The organism is Pectobacterium aroidearum, assembly GCF_041228105.1.
GTDB classification, from domain to species: domain Bacteria; phylum Pseudomonadota; class Gammaproteobacteria; order Enterobacterales; family Enterobacteriaceae; genus Pectobacterium; species Pectobacterium aroidearum.
In genome coordinates this window covers 1,617,818-1,633,579 of sequence record NZ_CP166097.1, presented here as the reverse complement: position 1 = coordinate 1,633,579, position 15,762 = coordinate 1,617,818, and the positions used below count along the sequence as shown (strand labels likewise).

Genomic DNA, 15,762 nt, shown 5'->3' with positions numbered 1-15,762 from the left:
GGTCACCGGGTTTATCATCTACAGGTCAAATCTCATCAGGCGAGCGCAGGTTGGTCACAGCGATTCGCTCGCCGCGTTTGCGTTCACGCTCAGATTGCATATTGGCACGGTAAACGCCCTGTTCACCTACCACCCATGACAGAGGGCGGCGTTCTTTACCGATGGATTCTTTCAGCAGCAACAGCGCTTGCATGTAGGCTTCAGGACGCGGAGGGCAGCCTGGAATATACACATCAACAGGCAGGAATTTATCTACGCCCTGAACGACGGAATAGATATCGTACATACCACCGGAGTTTGCACAGGCGCCCATGGAGATAACCCATTTAGGCTCAAGCATTTGCTCGTACAGACGCTGAATAACGGGGGCCATTTTGGTAAAACAGGTTCCCGCTACGACCATGAAGTCAGCCTGACGTGGCGATGCACGCAGAACCTCAGCACCAAAACGCGCCACGTCATGAACCGCCGTAAATGACGTCACCATTTCTACGTAGCAACAGGAAAGGCCGAAGTTGTACGGCCACAGGGAGTTCTGACGCCCCCAGTTCACCGTATCGTGTAACGCATGTTCCAGTTTGCCCATGTAGACACTGCGGTGAACATGTTGCTCCAGAGGGTCGGAAACGATCTCCTGACGTTGCAGGGGATAACGGTCATTCTCACCGTCCGGCTCTATGCGGGTGAGCGTATAGTCCATCTTAAAATGCCTCGCTGTTACTGCGGATGAGTGTTGGTAGTGTTGATGATGTCTGATTTAACGACTTGTCTCTTGGAACGTACCGGGGTCCAGTCAAGTGCCCCAACGCGTACCAGATAAATCAAACCAGCCAACAGCACCAAAATGAAAATGGTTGCTTCAATGAAGCCAATCCAGCCGCTTTCTTTGATAGACACAGCCCAAGCGTAGAGATAGAGGGCTTCAACGTCGAAGATAACGAAGAACATAGCGACAAGATAAAATTTAGCAGACAGGCGTAACCGCGCTGAACCCACTGAGTCGATCCCGGATTCATAAGGTACGTTTTTAGCTCTGGCTCTGGCTCTCCCCCCCAGCAAGAATCCACCGGTCAGCATGAAGACGCAAAGGCCTACGGCAATGATAAGGAATAGCCCAAATGCCCAATGATGGGCGAGGATTTCAGTAGTTGTTGACATTCTCTTTGCTTACTCATCAAAAGTGGCGGGTAACATCCCTGCTCTATTATCGGCAGTTAATGCGCCACATCGATTAAAAGGAAGGATTAATAACCACAAAAAAGCACGGAAACGTATCAGGTAAGCCTTGCTTGGTATGGTTGAGCCCCTAAATTTGTAACCTTTTTTTCAACCTTACTAAAAATAACAGTACATTACTTTACATGCACGCTGTTTTGTTAACATTTTGTGTCCTCACCCATAGCTAAATCGAGTCAGTCCTTTTGTCGGTTAACCAGCGAGCAGCAACACAGGAAGCAAATTCACTGCGTCACTATACCATTTTCACAGAAAATGCCTGTTCCCCCATGTGGTTATTAGGGGTATTTTTTGATCCAGCACACATTTTTACCAATTTAGTTAGTAAAAAAATCAAGATGATGCTGGACAAGACTGGACGTCATTTTCCATAACATAATTTTAAAAAAATAGAACCGGCGTTTTATAAATTAGAGATAACCGTGAATCTCGCTGCGCCTAGCCTGTTGATGTGAAATGGAAAATGCAAAGAGGGGTCGGACTGAAGAAATCAGAGCAATGGGGCTCTACCGATGCGGGTTTAACACCTTAGTCATAAATCATCATCATTCGGGGTGCATCCTTACTCTCCCCGAATGATAGTTAACTACCCATTACGATTAGATCGCGTCCTTCAGCGACGGATCGGAAGACAACGCTTCATTCGTGCTATTTGCTAGCATGCTGACTGGCGTAATGTGAGAGGGCTTCCCTGATTCAATCACATTGAAAATTGCCGTCGCCAGTTCGTTCTCCTGGTTAGGGTTCTGGCAGAGGAAATAACGTGTTTCAGGCAATCTCGGCAACCCTTCCTCTTCGCCCAACACACGCAGTTCCGGGCTCATCATTTCCACCGAGCGCACGGTGATACCCATGCCAGCCTTCACCGCGGCTCGCACAGCAGATAGCGTTGAAGCCACGTAGGCGATTCTCCAGGGAATCCCTGCGGCCGTCAGCTGCTGCGTCGCCAAGGAACGGAAAGGGCTTGGCTCATCCAAAACAACCAAGGGTACCGGTTCTTGCGATCGGAACTGATAATCCGCCGCGCAATACCATAGCGTCGGAGAACTCCGTAATAACACATGAGGAAACACCACACCGTTCATTGTGGTAATGACCAAATCTATTTTCCCTTGATTCAGCATATCCATCATTTCAGCGCTGCGTTTTACGCTGACATTGACGGAGAGCTTAGGAAATACCGATGTCACCCGGTGCAAAATATAAGGAAGGATGGTGTCTGCCGTATCGTCAGACGCCCCGATGGTCAGCGTTCCCTGAATATCGCTGTACATTAATGAAATACAGGCTTCATCATTGAATTGTAATATTTTTCTGGCATAACCCAAAAACTGTATGCCGTGTTCGGTCAGCAATTTATTACGCCCGTGCCGGGCAAAAAGCTCCTTTCCGATGAGTTGCTCCAGCCGCTGCATCTGCTGGCTGACAGCCGATTGAGTCCGATTGACTGCGGTCGCCGCCGCTGCAAATGTATTTAAATCTGCAACGGCAACAAACGTCCTCAGTAAATCAAGATCGAGATTAAGTACTGGTCGATTTACACTGGTCATACGATTTTTCACTTATCTATTTTAATTTTAACAAAATATTCCTGGTGTTTTATTACATGTACAGGTAATGACCGATACATTTAAAGACACTATCGCAGACGCACGATAAGGGCAAAAAAATACTTATATTTCGTTACCCCTATCGCCTTTCCATTGGTAAGACATCACTAATTAAATGGCTCACCAGTCTTAATCCTTCATTCAATAACAACGACACTTTCTCTTTATTTCATCCTGCGAAATAAATACGCTTCACATTTAAATAAACGAGCCTTCCCTGTCACCCTATTCTGGCGCTAAAAAAGTGCGGCATGAATAGTCGTCCGCACCCCTACCATATCGCACCATCCAACGAGTACACAACCATATAGTGCAGATGCGCAACCATTTGCAGCAAAAGCGATAATCATTCTTCAAAAGGTACTACAGGAGGAGTACATTAAGCAGGTTATGCTATTCCGTATGGGAATATGCGCTCTCTGCAGAAGGTTCGTACTATTTATGTCTCCGATTGAAAAATCCAAGAAACTGGAGAACGTATGCTATGACATCCGTGGCCCAGTCTTAAAGGAAGCCAAACGGCTTGAAGAAGAAGGTAATAAAGTCCTTAAGCTGAATATTGGTAACCCAGCCCCTTTTGGCTTCGAGGCACCGGACGAGATTCTGGTCGATGTCATCCGTAACCTGCCCACGGCACAGGGCTACTGTGATTCCAAAGGCCTCTATTCCGCCCGTAAAGCCATCGTTCAGCATTATCAGGCGCGGGATATGCGCGATATTACGGTTGAAGACGTCTATATTGGTAACGGTGTGTCCGAGCTCATCGTGCAATCCATGCAGGCACTGCTGAACCCAGGCGATGAAATGCTGGTTCCTGCGCCAGACTACCCACTTTGGACCGCAGCCGTTTCTCTGTCTAACGGCAACGCCGTTCACTACCTCTGCGATGAGTCCTCCGATTGGTTCCCTGACCTGGATGATATCCGGAAAAAGATCACGTCCAATACTCGCGGTATTGTCATTATCAACCCGAACAATCCAACGGGCGCGGTCTACAGCAAAGAGCTGCTGCTGGATATCGTGGCGATTGCACGCGAACATAACCTGATCATCTTCGCCGACGAAATTTACGACAAAATTCTGTATGACGATGCGCAGCATCACTCTATTGCCGCGCTCGCGCCGGATCTGCTGACGGTCACGTTCAACGGCCTGTCCAAGACGTACCGTGTAGCGGGTTTCCGTCAAGGCTGGATGGTACTGAACGGTCCGAAAAAACACGCCAAAGGCTATATTGAAGGGCTGGAAATGCTGGCTTCCATGCGTCTGTGCGCTAACGTGCCAATGCAGCATGCGATTCAGACTGCGCTGGGCGGCTATCAAAGCATCAGCGAATTTATTCAGCCCGGCGGACGCCTGTACGAGCAACGCAACCGTTCCTGGGAACTGATCAATCAGATTCCCGGCGTATCGTGCGTAAAACCGCGCGGCGCGCTGTATATGTTCCCACGCATTGATGCCAAACGCTTTAATATCCATGACGACCAAAAACTGGTGCTGGATCTCCTGCTACAGGAAAAAGTGTTGCTGGTTCAGGGAACCGCATTTAACTGGCCTTACCCAGACCATGTTCGCATCGTCACGCTGCCGCGTATCGATGAGCTGGATATGGCAATCCACAAATTAGGGCGTTTCTTGGGGCACTATCACCAGTAACCCGACCCAATTGTTGTACCTGTCTTCGCCGGGCAATCATCGCCCGGCGAAAACCTGACCTTCATTTGCATAATCTCCGGCAAATCCTCACAATAGACGCCCACGATATCGCTATTTCACCGTGCTGTTGTCTGAGAGATCGCCATGAATCAGAGCCACTTTTTCGCCCACTTATCTCGTCTAAAACTCATCAGCCGCTGGCCGCTCATGCGTAATGTGCGCACGGAAAACGTCTCCGAGCACAGCCTTCAGGTTGCGTTTGTCGCGCACGCGCTGGCGGTCATCAAAAACCGCAAATTCGAGGGTAACCTGAACGCAGAACGCATCGCGCTTCTGGCGATGTATCACGATGCCAGCGAGGTGCTGACCGGCGACATGCCGACGCCAATCAAGTACTACAACGCGCAGATCGCGCATGAGTACAAGAAAATAGAGAAGATTGCGCAGCAGAAACTGGTTGAGATGTTACCGGAAGAACTCCAGCAGGATTATCGGATGCTGCTGGACGACAGCTACACCAGCGAAGAAGAACGCGCCATCGTTAAGCAGGCCGACGCGCTCTGCGCCTACCTGAAGTGTCTGGAAGAGTTATCCGCAGGAAATGCAGAGTTCACGCTGGCCAAAGCGCGGTTGGAAAAAACATTGCAGCTGCGCCACAGCCCGGAAATGGACTATTTCATGACGGTCTTCGTTCCCAGCTTTAGCCTGTCGCTCGACGAAATCAGCCAAGACTCTCCGTTATAACGCGCATCCGCTATAACGGTCAGAGGTCGTCAGAACGGATACAGCCATGGCACCATCACTACGCTGACCAGCATCACCAGAACGGTAAAGGGGACGCCAACGCGTACAAAGTCCCCGAATTTATAACCGCCAGGCCCCAGTACCAGCGTATTCACCGGTGACGAGACCGGTGTCATAAACGCGGCGGATGCCGCAATTGCGATGATCATCGCAAAGGGATACGGTGACACGCCCATCTGCTTCGCTGCGGCGATCGCAATGGGCGCCATCAACACCGCCGTCGCCGTGTTGGAAATAAACAGGCCAATGACGGCACACAGCACAAACAAACATACCAGCATCACATGCGGCCCTGCGTCCCCGGCAACATCCATCAGCCCTTTAACGATCAGCGTAACACCGCCAGTTTGCTGCAACGCCAGCGCAAACGGCATCATCCCGACGATAAGAATAATGCTCGGCCAGTGAATCGCCCGGTAGGCGCTTTCCATGTCAATACAGCGGAATTTACCCATCAGTAAACAGGCGATCAACGCGGCAACCGCATTCGGTATTTCATCCGTCAACATCATCGCTACCATCAATGCCAGACAAAACAGCGCATGTGGAGCCTGACTTACCGCGGGTGCGACGTCATCAACCTCGGCAGGAAGATTAAGCAAAAGGAAGTCGTTTTTCTGCGTGTGCAACTGCCGAATCATACGCCAGTCGCCCATCACCAGCAGAATATCGCCGAGCTGGAGCGGTTCATCGGCGAGGATACCTTCCATCGCTTCACCTGCCCGGCGGATCCCCACGACACTCAGACCATAACGGCTTCGGAAGCCGACATCGTACAGCGTTTTCCCCAACAGTTCGGAATCAGGAATCAACGAGACTTCCGCCATCCCCACGTCACGCGCCTGTTCAGAAAAATATTCACCGCGCAGCACCATGGGTTCAAGCCGTTGAGCGGTACAAAACTCACGTAAATCCACTTCCGATGCAGACATGTCGATCAGGAGAACATCGTTCAGGCGAAGCTCGGTATTGCCCGCTACGCTGATCATCACGCGGCGAAACTTACGCCAGCGTTCAATCCCCACCACGTTCGCCCCGAAGCGCTGACGCAGGCGTAAATCATCCAGACGGTGGCCGATAAAAGGCGATCCCGGACGAATCGCCAGCCGGCGCGCCCTGCCCGTCAGACGATAATCACGAATCAGATCGCGGAACGTTCTTCTCTTCCACATCTCTTTTGCTGTCGCTGTCTCCGCGCCGCCAAGCCAGTAGCGCGCCACCATCATATACGCCACGCCCAGCAGCAATACCACTATCCCTATCGGCGTCACGCTAAAGAACCCAAAACCTGCCACCCCTTCGCGCATCAGTTCACTGCTCACCACCATATTCGGCGGCGTCGCCACCAGCGTCATCATGCCGCTAATCAACCCGGCGAAACTCAGCGGCATCATTAGCCTTCCGGGGGAAATCTTCATCCGTGCGGAAACGCTCAGCACCACGGGAATAAAAATCGCGACAACGCCGGTGGAACTCATGAAAGCACCTAGCAGCGCAACGGTGACCATCAGCAAGATCAGCATTTTCATCTCACCGCTGCCCGCCACACGAACCAGCCAATCACCGACCTGATAAGCCACACCGGTACGAACCAAGCCCTCACCAATCACAAACAGGGCAGCAATCAATATCACATTCGGATCGCTGAACCCGACCAGCGCTTCAGATAGCGTCAGCGTGCCGCTCAGAACAAACGCGATGATGACCAACAGCGCTACGACGTCCATGCGTAATTTATTGGTGGTAAACAACACAATGGCGATCAGCAACAGGGATAAAACCCAGAGAAGTTCGCTATTCAAAACGGTTCCCCTGACGGAAAAATGCATGTTGAGAGGTGTGGGTTCGCATACCCTGAAAAGGGGAGCCAACGCACAGGCAGCTTGAAGTATAACGGGTATAGTCTGCCATAAAAAAACCTCGCGGATGCGAGGTTTGATCATATTTAGTCACAGTTTTGTCATTATGTTACAGACGCCTACTGGCGCAGAAGCACCTTAGCACCGTTCGGTAAGGGTTCTATTTCTATCTGCTCCAACGAATCAAGGATCAGATCGACCTGATCCAGCTTTGGCGTATCCGCTGGCGCCTTCACCGCAATGACTTTACAGCCCGCGGCCAGACCTGACAGCACGCCCGCTGGCGCATCTTCAACGACAACACACTCTTCCGGTTTCAGCCCTAGCTGCTGTGCGCCAAGTAAGTAAGCATCGGGGTGAGGCTTACCTTTGGCAACCTGCTCCGCCGTAATAAAGGCACGAGGAGCAGGTAGCTCTCCGCGATGATGACGTGCGCTGGCAATCGGCACTGTGCCGGACGTCACAATCGCCCAGGGAATATCCAGTGCATCCAAACGCTCCAACAGCGCCTTCGCCCCTGGCATAGCTACAATACCCTGCGTATCAGAGGCCTCGGTTTTCTCCAGCGCATCGAACTCCTGTTGAATCGTTTCTTCGCTCTGCCCTTGAAGAAAGTGGCGCAGGGACGTGATTGCCTGCTTGCCATGAATAAAATCCAGCACTTCCTGTGGTTCAATACCGTGATCTTTTGCCCAGTTAATCCACGCACGTTCTACAGCCGGCAGTGAATCGACCAGCGTACCATCGAGGTCGAACAGAAAACCTTTACACTCCACAGAAAGCCCCTTATTCATTAATCAGGCGTTGATGATCTGTGCGATCTCCACCGCACTCAAGTGATACTGGCGCGGGCAGGATTGCCAGACAGCCAGCATTCTGTTGTATTTTTCCCACATCTTCGTCTGCGCGTTAAACCCATGCGTGCCTGCATCAAAGTGGGGATAGCGACCTTCGACATGTACCATAAAGCGTACAAAACCGAGGTAGCGCGCTTCCGTTGCGGCATCAAAGCCCAGGAAGGTCAGACGTCGTTCATCCAAATCCTGCTTATCTTTCAGATTGGTCCACGACACCTGAAGAGCGTGGTGCATTTCCATGATGTTAATAATAGTGCGGCAGACTTCTTCGGTCAGTTCACCAAATTCACGATCCAGCTCGCGCATCTGCAAACCATAACCACGCTCAATGATCGTTTGTAACCGGCGATAGCGCTCGGCGTTGTCAGGATCGAGCATCGTCATCATTTTGTATTGGTTTGAAAGGATCAATCTCTGGGCATTCGTCATTTCCATGTTGCTCTCCTGAACCCTCTTTGGTGTAAGCCAATGTCGCTAAATAGGTATTAACCGCAGAATCGCATACTGAATCGTGTCACGATAGCGGTAGCCACCGCTTCTTTGATTTGAAACAGGGGAAAGAACAAAATAGCTATCAACCCTCACACAGCCTGACGCCGATCACAAATCATCAAGGAAGGTTTTATCAAGCTGGCTAAATGCCCGCTTCAGCACATCTGCCAATGATTGGTAAGTCGGCGCTTCTTCCAATGGGGCCAATGCCTGACCTGACTCTAGCAGCTTATGACGAATCTCATGGAACCACTGTGCCAGCGTCGGCGGTAAAGGCGTCACGGAACGGCGGCCAAGCCACCAAAGGCCTTGCAACGGCAGGCTACAGGCAAACAGCGCAGTGGCAATGGCCGGGCCGAGCTGGCCGCCGAGCGCAATCTGCCATGTTAAGGTAAACACCGCCAGCGGCGGCATGATGCGGATGCCAAACCGCGTCGCTCGCGCTACACGGTTTTCAGGAAAGACTGGCGCCAGCTGCTTTTCTACTGGCCACGTTTTCATGTAATGCTGCCCACGTTGGAGTAGCTGTAGCCAACTGATTCTACTGTCTGGTTTCGTCGCCATAGCCACACCTCAACTTTACAGATAAAAAATAAAACTTTTGCACAAATCAACAACTCAAGTTGATAAGGTTAAAATATATTTTGTGTTTACTCTACGCTATCGGTATCCTAGATCGGCCTTTTGGCCGCTGTATACCTAAAGTAGTATGACTACACGCAAGGAGTATAATTCCCTTGCGACACAAGCGCAGCCAACGGCCATAACGCGGTTATTCATCGCTTTAAAAGCTGCGGTTTACATCAGGTCGATGTCACGTTGTTGTAAAGATGAGTTATAGCGATTAATTGTTGTAACGATTACCCGATATAACATACGTCATAGTATCGACCCTATTTCACCATTGTGTCTGGTGTATCACACCAAGGTATGATGTTAATCATAAATGCCAGCGGCGGCATGCGATACGCTATGCCCTGTATGACATTTTTTTAACCATGTATAACAAGTAGGTACTTCCATGTCGAGTAAGTTAGTACTGGTTCTTAACTGCGGTAGTTCATCCCTGAAATTCGCCATCATCGATGCGATTAACGGAGAAGAGTACCTGTCTGGTTTAGCCGAGTGTTTCAACCTGCCTGAAGCCCGCATCAAATGGAAAATGGACGGCGGTAAACACGACGCCGAACTGGGTGCCGGTGCAGCTCACAGCGAAGCGCTGAACTTCATCGTTAATACCATTCTGTCTCAGAAGCCAGAGCTGTCTGCTCAACTGGTTGCTATCGGTCACCGTATCGTTCACGGCGGTGAGAAGTTCACCCAATCCGCGATCATCACTGATGATGTTCTTCAGGGTATCAAAGATTCCGTACCTTTTGCACCTCTGCACAACCCGGCGCACTTGATCGGTATCGAAGAAGCACTGAAATCCTTCCCACACCTGGCTGATAAAAACGTCGCTGTCTTCGACACCGCATTCCATCAGACCATGCCGGAAGAGTCTTACCTTTATGCACTGCCGTACAAACTGTATAAAGAAAACCACATCCGTCGCTACGGTTTCCACGGCACCAGCCACTACTTCGTTTCTCGCGAAGCCGCTAAAGTGCTGAACAAACCTGTAGAAGAGCTGAACGTCATCACTTGTCACCTGGGCAACGGTGGTTCCGTTACGGCAATCCGCAACGGCGAATGCGTTGATACCTCTATGGGTCTGACGCCGCTGGAAGGTCTGGTGATGGGTACGCGCTGTGGCGATATCGACCCGGCTGTGATTTTCCACCTGCACGACGCACTGGGCATGGACGTAGCCAGCATCAACAAATTGCTGACTAAAGAATCCGGCCTGCAAGGTCTGACAGAAGTCACCAGCGACTGCCGCTACGTTGAAGATAACTACGAGACGAAAGCAGACGCGAAACGTGCAATGGACGTTTACTGCCACCGTCTGGCTAAGTACATCGGTTCTTACAGCGCCCTGATGGAAGGTCGTCTGGATGCCGTGATCTTTACCGGTGGTATCGGTGAAAACGCCGCAATGGTTCGTGAACTGTCGCTGAAAAAACTGGGTCTGCTGGGCTTTGACGTCGATCACGAACGCAACCTGGCAGCACGCTTCGGTAAAGGTGGCAACATCGCTAAAGATGGCACCCGTCCAGCGCTGGTTATCCCGACCAATGAAGAATTGGTCATCGCTGAAGACGCTTACCGTCTGACTGCGTAAAACACGTAACTCCCAACACCGTCAGCCAAGGCTGACGGTGTTGTTTTTGACTAACGAGCAACCGTAAAGAGGTTCAGCCGTGTCCCGTATAATCATGTTGATCCCAACTGGCACCAGCGTCGGTCTGACAAGCGTCAGCCTGGGTGTCATCCGTTCCATGGAACAGAAAGGCGTCCGCCTGAGCGTGTTCAAACCTATCGCTCAGCCGCGCAGTGGCGACAATACGCCAGATCAGACGACCACCATTATCCGTGCGAATTCCGCTATCAACGCCGCTGAGCCGCTGGCGATGAGCCGCGTTGAAGCCCTGCTGAGTTCCAACCAGCAAGACGTGCTGATGGAAGAAATCATCGCGCGCTATCACGAAAATACCAAAGACGCCGAAGTCGTTCTGGTTGAAGGTCTGGTTCCTACCCGTAAGCACCAGTTTGCTAACGCATTGAACTATGAAATCGCCAAAACGCTGAACGCAGAAATCGTCTTCGTACTGGCGCTGGGTAACGACTCTCCAGCACAGCTGAAAGACCGCATCGAACTGGCGCGTTCCAGCTTCGGCGGCAGCAAAAACAAAAACATCACTGGCGTAATCATCAACAAACTGAATGCGCCAGTAGATGAGCAGGGTCGTACTCGCCCTGACCTGTCTGAAATCTTTGATGACTCCACGAAAGCCAGCGTTGCCAACATCGATCCTAAGCAGCTGTTCGCTAACAGCCCGCTGCCGGTGCTGGGCTGCATTCCATGGAGCTTTGACCTGATCGCAACGCGCGCGATCGATATGGCGAAGCACCTGAATGCTCGTATCATCAACGAAGGTGACATTCAAACGCGTCGCGTTAAGTCTGTGACGTTCTGCGCACGCAGCATTCCTCATATGCTGGAGCATTTCCGTCCGGGTTCACTGCTGGTGACCTCCGCCGATCGTCCTGATGTTCTGGTTGCCGCTTGTCTGGCTGCCATGAACGGCGTGGAAATCGGTGCCCTGCTGCTGACTGGCGGCTACGAAATGGATCCGAGCATCGCCAAGCTGTGCGAGCGCGCCTTCCAGACTGGTCTGCCTGTATTTATGGTCAACACCAACACCTGGCAGACGTCACTCAGCCTGCAAAGCTTCAACCTTGAAGTACCGGCTGATGACCGTCAACGTGTTGAGAAAGTGCAGGAATACGTTGCACGCCACATCGATACCCAATGGATCGATTCTCTGAGTGCAGAGTCTGAGCGTTCACGTCGTCTGTCTCCACCAGCATTCCGCTATCAGCTTACCGAGCTGGCACGTAAAGCAGGCAAACGCATCGTTCTGCCAGAGGGTGATGAGCCGCGTACCGTTAAAGCCGCCGCTATCTGTGCTGAACGCGGTATCGCTCACTGTGTGCTGATCGGTAACCCGGAAGAGATTCAACGCGTTGCCGCCGCTCAAGGCGTAGAACTGGGCAAAGGCATTGAAATCGTCGATCCGATTGTCGTACGTGAGCGCTATGTTGCGCGTCTGGTTGAACTGCGTAAGAGCAAGGGCATGACCGAAGTGGTTGCGCGCGAACAGCTCGAAGACAACGTGGTTCTGGGTACGCTGATGCTGGAACAGGGTGAAGTTGACGGTCTGGTGTCTGGCGCCGTTCACACCACTGCTAACACTATCCGTCCACCGTTGCAGCTGATCAAAACTGCACCGGGCAGCTCTCTGGTGTCTTCTGTGTTCTTCATGCTGCTGCCTGAGCAGGTTCTGGTTTACGGCGACTGTGCCATCAACCCAGACCCAACCGCAGAGCAACTGGCTGAAATCGCTATCCAGTCTGCTGATTCCGCTACTGCATTCGGCATCGACCCACGCGTTGCAATGATCTCTTACTCCACCGGCAACTCCGGCGCGGGTAGCGATGTTGAGAAAGTACGTGAAGCAACCCGTCTGGCACAGGAAAAACGTCCTGATCTGGTTATCGATGGTCCGCTGCAATACGACGCCGCTATCATGGCTGACGTTGCACAGTCCAAAGCGCCGAACTCACCAGTTGCGGGTAAAGCTACCGTGTTCATCTTCCCTGACCTGAACACCGGTAACACCACGTACAAAGCGGTACAGCGTTCTGCCGACCTGATCTCCATCGGGCCAATGCTGCAAGGCATGCGCAAACCGGTTAACGACCTGTCTCGTGGCGCACTGGTAGACGATATCGTTTACACCGTCGCTCTGACCGCCATTCAGGCTACACAGCTCTAATCATCTTCATGATGACGTAAATGCCAGCCCGAGGGCTGGCATTTTTATTTGGAAGAGCAGGAAAAGACGCCGCGGAGAGAAAGTCGCGGCGAGGCAGGCGCGGATTATTTCTGTGAATCCGTTTCCGATGGAGCAACGTTACTGCCGTTCTCATCATCAACATTGTCATGCTGAACAGCAGATGTCTCAGCAGCTTCTACCACCTCATTCAGTTTGCGTGAAATCGGCTTGCCGTATTCCTGATCGCTATAGCGCGTCAGCCACAGAGACAGGGCTTTGAGGGAATCCGGCGTAAACTCATCGCAGCGCGCGGTGATCTCTTGCGGCGTCAACCAGCTAACCTCATCCACTTCTTCTTCCTGTAACGCGAACGGCCCGTGGGTGACACAGCTAAACAGCCCGCCCCACACCCGGCAATTTTCGCCTTCATAATAGAACAAGCCATGTTCTGCGAACGGCACGCCAGCAATACCAAGTTCTTCTTCCGCTTCACGACGTGCGGATTCCAGCATTTGCTCACCACTTTGCACCACACCACCTGCGGTCGCATCCAGCCAGCCTGGGTAGAAGTCTTTGATCTTGGTCCGGCGCTGCACCAGAATTTTACCCATTCCATCATGCACAACAATGTAAGTAGCACGATGGCGAAGACTCTGCGCACGCATCTGCTGACGACTTGACTGAGCAATTACCTCGTTGTTTTCATTGACGATATCAACCCACTCTGTGCCTGCTGCCTGACTTTGTTCCGCCATCCTCTGAAACCCTTTAGTATTGGCACGTTGCTACGCGCGTCTGTTTTAAATGATCGATTTTGCTGTAAATCTTCCCTGCTACCTTGGCATTATTCAAGGTCAAAAACAGGGTATAGCTAAATTAGTGTCTAATCGCGACCTGCGCAATAGGATCGCCACCGTGTAATGGCAGAACCCGCAGCGTGTCTTGTTCAAGCAACCCGTAGCTCGCGGGGAATCCCCCTTTCGGCAAGCTTACTGAGCCGGGATTGAAGAAATAATATTCTCCGCGTCGCTCAGCAACCGGTATATGGGTATGCCCATATACCAGCACATCCCCCACGCGTAACGGCGGCAGATTATCTGGATGATAAAGATGACCGTGCGTCAGGAAAAGACGATTCTGCGGCAATAGCACATGTTGCCACGGTGCCGTTATCGGGAAGGTCAATAACATCTGATCCACCTCGCTATCGCAATTCCCGCGTACGGCGATGATGCGCGATGCATAGGCGTTCAGCCGAGTCGCCACTTCCGCAGGCTGATATTGCTCCGGCAGCGGATTGCGCGGGCCATGATTGAGAAAATCACCCAACAAAATAAGCCAGTCGGCACGGCTCTGCTCAAAGATCGCCAGCACGCGATCCGTCGCGCTGAGAGAACCGTGTATATCGGACGCAAACATCAACTTCATCGTCATCTCCACAACGTTTATATCCACAAGACGCGTACCTTTCACCAGAAGTAGTCTACCAAAGTTGACCAACCGCTTCCGGTAAAGATCGCCCAACGATGTGCGCCATCGCTTATTTTTCACCCGTAGAAGTGGTAGGGTAAGAACCCGTTCCCCAATACGCTATTCTGACAGCGCATCGCTCTCTGAAGCGATCAACTGCCATACAGTCCATGATGTTTTTCTGAATTAAAACGGAGACTTGATTCATGATTGACCTGTATTACGCACCAACCCCTAACGGACACAAAATCACTCTGTTTCTGGAAGAAGTGAATATCCCCTACCAGCTCCACCGCGTGAATATCAGCAAAGGCGAACAGTTCAGGCCGGAGTTTCTGGCTATTTCGCCTAACAACAAAATTCCCGCGATTGTCGATACGCAGCCAGCGGAAGGCAACGCCCCTATCAGCCTGTTTGAATCTGGCGCGATCCTGCTCTATCTGGCGGAAAAACACGGCGTACTATTAAGCTCATCGCTACGTGAACGCACGGCCACGCTACAGTGGTTGTTCTGGCAGGTCGCCGGTTTCGGCCCCATGCTGGGACAAAATCACCATTTTAACCACTATGCGCCTCAGCCAGTCCCTTACGCCATTGAACGTTATCAGCAGGAGACACAGCGCCTGTATCGCGTGCTGGATAAACACCTGCAGGACAATCCGTGGTTAGCGGGAGAGCAGTACAGCATCGCCGATATCGCAACCTACCCGTGGGTGGTTTCTTATGCCCGCCAGCGTGTCGATCTTGATGATTATCCAGCGGTAAAAGCGTGGTATACGCGCATTAGCGAACGTCCGGCAACGCAGCGGGCCTATCAGCTCGCCGATCAATAAAATTCTGGCATCATCTCATTCGGCCTTTGGGTATCTTCTGCTATGGTAATCAACATATTGTCGTTAACGATACCCTGACGCTGCGGTGTCATCGCAGTCACAGAAGCAACCGAGGGCCGAGCAATGCCACATCACTATTCTGACGCCGTTATTCGTATAAAAAATCTGCGTTTGCGTACCTTCATCGGTATCAAAGAAGAGGAAATTACGAATAAGCAGGATGTGATCATCAACGTTGTGATTCACTACCCAGCAGAGCAGGCGCGCAATAGCGAGAATATCGCCGATGCGCTGAACTACCGCACCATCACCAAAAGCATTATTCGCCACGTAGAAGATAACCGCTTCGCTTTGCTGGAAAAATTAACACAGGATGTGCTCAACATCGCCAGCGAGCACGAATGGATCACCTATGCTGAAGTAGAAGTAGATAAACCGTTTGCCCTGCGATACGCCGATTCGGTTTCTATGACCCTGCGTTATCACAAGGCATAAAGATAGGG

The 15,762-nt window shown here is 51.5% G+C and carries 15 protein-coding genes; 6 read left to right on the top strand and 9 right to left on the bottom strand.

Going from position 1 to position 15,762, the window contains the following annotated elements; genetic code table 11:
• Positions 1-25: 25 nt before the first annotated feature.
• The 3 genes from AB8809_RS07360 to lrhA form a co-directional block, all read right to left on the bottom strand.
• A complete protein-coding gene (locus tag AB8809_RS07360) occupies positions 26-700 on the bottom strand; it encodes an NADH-quinone oxidoreductase subunit B family protein (RefSeq protein WP_005969846.1) in 675 nt (224 codons plus the stop codon).
• Positions 701-717: 17 nt separating this feature from the next.
• Positions 718-1,158 (bottom strand): NADH-quinone oxidoreductase subunit A, encoded by a 441-nt coding sequence (locus AB8809_RS07355; RefSeq protein WP_015840967.1) that lies wholly within the window; start codon positions 1,156-1,158, stop codon positions 718-720.
• Between the two features lie 677 nt (positions 1,159-1,835).
• The gene (gene lrhA, locus AB8809_RS07350; protein WP_015840968.1) at positions 1,836-2,786 is read right to left on the bottom strand and encodes a transcriptional regulator LrhA; all 951 of its coding nucleotides are present in this window, start codon (positions 2,784-2,786) and stop codon (positions 1,836-1,838) included.
• Between the two features lie 501 nt (positions 2,787-3,287).
• Between lrhA and AB8809_RS07345 the strand changes: the two genes are divergently transcribed.
• The gene (locus tag AB8809_RS07345) at positions 3,288-4,502 is read left to right on the top strand and encodes a pyridoxal phosphate-dependent aminotransferase (RefSeq protein ID WP_014916029.1); all 1,215 of its coding nucleotides are present in this window, start codon (positions 3,288-3,290) and stop codon (positions 4,500-4,502) included.
• Positions 4,503-4,646: 144 nt separating this feature from the next.
• Complete coding sequence (gene yfbR / locus AB8809_RS07340) at positions 4,647-5,246, top strand: 5'-deoxynucleotidase (RefSeq protein WP_015840969.1); 600 nt, start codon at positions 4,647-4,649, stop codon at positions 5,244-5,246.
• A gap of 29 nt (positions 5,247-5,275) precedes the next feature.
• On the opposite strand, the gene AB8809_RS07335 is transcribed toward yfbR, so the two are convergent.
• The 4 genes from AB8809_RS07335 to yfbV form a co-directional block, all read right to left on the bottom strand.
• The gene (locus AB8809_RS07335) at positions 5,276-7,108 is read right to left on the bottom strand and encodes an SLC13 family permease (RefSeq protein ID WP_043881801.1); all 1,833 of its coding nucleotides are present in this window, start codon (positions 7,106-7,108) and stop codon (positions 5,276-5,278) included.
• A gap of 176 nt (positions 7,109-7,284) precedes the next feature.
• Positions 7,285-7,941 (bottom strand): sugar phosphatase, encoded by a 657-nt coding sequence (locus tag AB8809_RS07330; RefSeq protein ID WP_043881802.1) that lies wholly within the window; start codon positions 7,939-7,941, stop codon positions 7,285-7,287.
• A 21-nt stretch (positions 7,942-7,962) separates the two neighbouring features.
• Positions 7,963-8,457, bottom strand: coding sequence for a YfbU family protein (locus tag AB8809_RS07325; RefSeq protein ID WP_010295396.1), 495 nt, complete (start codon positions 8,455-8,457; stop codon positions 7,963-7,965).
• Between the two features lie 165 nt (positions 8,458-8,622).
• The gene (gene yfbV / locus AB8809_RS07320) at positions 8,623-9,078 is read right to left on the bottom strand and encodes a terminus macrodomain insulation protein YfbV (RefSeq protein WP_320703712.1); all 456 of its coding nucleotides are present in this window, start codon (positions 9,076-9,078) and stop codon (positions 8,623-8,625) included.
• Between the two features lie 457 nt (positions 9,079-9,535).
• Here yfbV and ackA point away from each other — a divergent pair, with 457 nt between their 5' ends.
• Together ackA and pta are read left to right on the top strand one after the other, a co-directional pair.
• The gene (gene ackA / locus AB8809_RS07315; RefSeq protein ID WP_015840972.1) at positions 9,536-10,738 is read left to right on the top strand and encodes an acetate kinase; all 1,203 of its coding nucleotides are present in this window, start codon (positions 9,536-9,538) and stop codon (positions 10,736-10,738) included.
• A gap of 79 nt (positions 10,739-10,817) precedes the next feature.
• Positions 10,818-12,956: a phosphate acetyltransferase gene (pta, locus tag AB8809_RS07310; protein ID WP_015840973.1), complete on the top strand. Its 2,139-nt coding sequence runs from the start codon at positions 10,818-10,820 to the stop codon at positions 12,954-12,956.
• A 104-nt stretch (positions 12,957-13,060) separates the two neighbouring features.
• On the opposite strand, the gene yfcD is transcribed toward pta, so the two are convergent.
• A complete protein-coding gene (gene yfcD / locus AB8809_RS07305; protein ID WP_015840974.1) occupies positions 13,061-13,711 on the bottom strand; it encodes an NUDIX hydrolase YfcD in 651 nt (216 codons plus the stop codon).
• 121 nt (positions 13,712-13,832) lie between these two features.
• On the bottom strand, positions 13,833-14,384 hold the full coding sequence (gene yfcE, locus AB8809_RS07300) for a phosphodiesterase (protein ID WP_181829002.1): 552 nt from the start codon (positions 14,382-14,384) through the stop codon (positions 13,833-13,835).
• A 248-nt stretch (positions 14,385-14,632) separates the two neighbouring features.
• Between yfcE and yfcG the strand changes: the two genes are divergently transcribed.
• Together yfcG and folX are read left to right on the top strand one after the other, a co-directional pair.
• A complete protein-coding gene (gene yfcG / locus AB8809_RS07295; RefSeq protein ID WP_225182274.1) occupies positions 14,633-15,259 on the top strand; it encodes a GSH-dependent disulfide bond oxidoreductase in 627 nt (208 codons plus the stop codon).
• Positions 15,260-15,382: 123 nt separating this feature from the next.
• A complete protein-coding gene (gene folX, locus AB8809_RS07290; protein WP_015840977.1) occupies positions 15,383-15,754 on the top strand; it encodes a dihydroneopterin triphosphate 2'-epimerase in 372 nt (123 codons plus the stop codon).
• Positions 15,755-15,762 lie beyond the last annotated feature (8 nt).

What these genes read in the sequence shown, in the direction of transcription:
- ackA (WP_015840972.1), top strand. Translation starts at nt 9,536, where the DNA reads ATGTCGAGTAAGTTAGTACTGGTTCTTAACTGCGGTAGTTCATCCCTG.
- yfcG (WP_225182274.1), top strand. Translation starts at nt 14,633, where the DNA reads ATGATTGACCTGTATTACGCACCAACCCCTAACGGACACAAAATCACT.
- lrhA (WP_015840968.1), bottom strand. Translation starts at nt 2,786, where the DNA reads ATGACCAGTGTAAATCGACCAGTACTTAATCTCGATCTTGATTTACTG.
- yfbR (WP_015840969.1), top strand. Translation starts at nt 4,647, where the DNA reads ATGAATCAGAGCCACTTTTTCGCCCACTTATCTCGTCTAAAACTCATC.
- yfcD (WP_015840974.1), bottom strand. Translation starts at nt 13,711, where the DNA reads ATGGCGGAACAAAGTCAGGCAGCAGGCACAGAGTGGGTTGATATCGTC.
- yfbV (WP_320703712.1), bottom strand. Translation starts at nt 9,078, where the DNA reads ATGGCGACGAAACCAGACAGTAGAATCAGTTGGCTACAGCTACTCCAA.
- AB8809_RS07355 (WP_015840967.1), bottom strand. Translation starts at nt 1,158, where the DNA reads ATGTCAACAACTACTGAAATCCTCGCCCATCATTGGGCATTTGGGCTA.
- yfcE (WP_181829002.1), bottom strand. Translation starts at nt 14,384, where the DNA reads ATGAAGTTGATGTTTGCGTCCGATATACACGGTTCTCTCAGCGCGACG.
- AB8809_RS07325 (WP_010295396.1), bottom strand. Translation starts at nt 8,457, where the DNA reads ATGGAAATGACGAATGCCCAGAGATTGATCCTTTCAAACCAATACAAA.
- AB8809_RS07360 (WP_005969846.1), bottom strand. Translation starts at nt 700, where the DNA reads ATGGACTATACGCTCACCCGCATAGAGCCGGACGGTGAGAATGACCGT.
- folX (WP_015840977.1), top strand. Translation starts at nt 15,383, where the DNA reads ATGCCACATCACTATTCTGACGCCGTTATTCGTATAAAAAATCTGCGT.
- AB8809_RS07345 (WP_014916029.1), top strand. Translation starts at nt 3,288, where the DNA reads ATGTCTCCGATTGAAAAATCCAAGAAACTGGAGAACGTATGCTATGAC.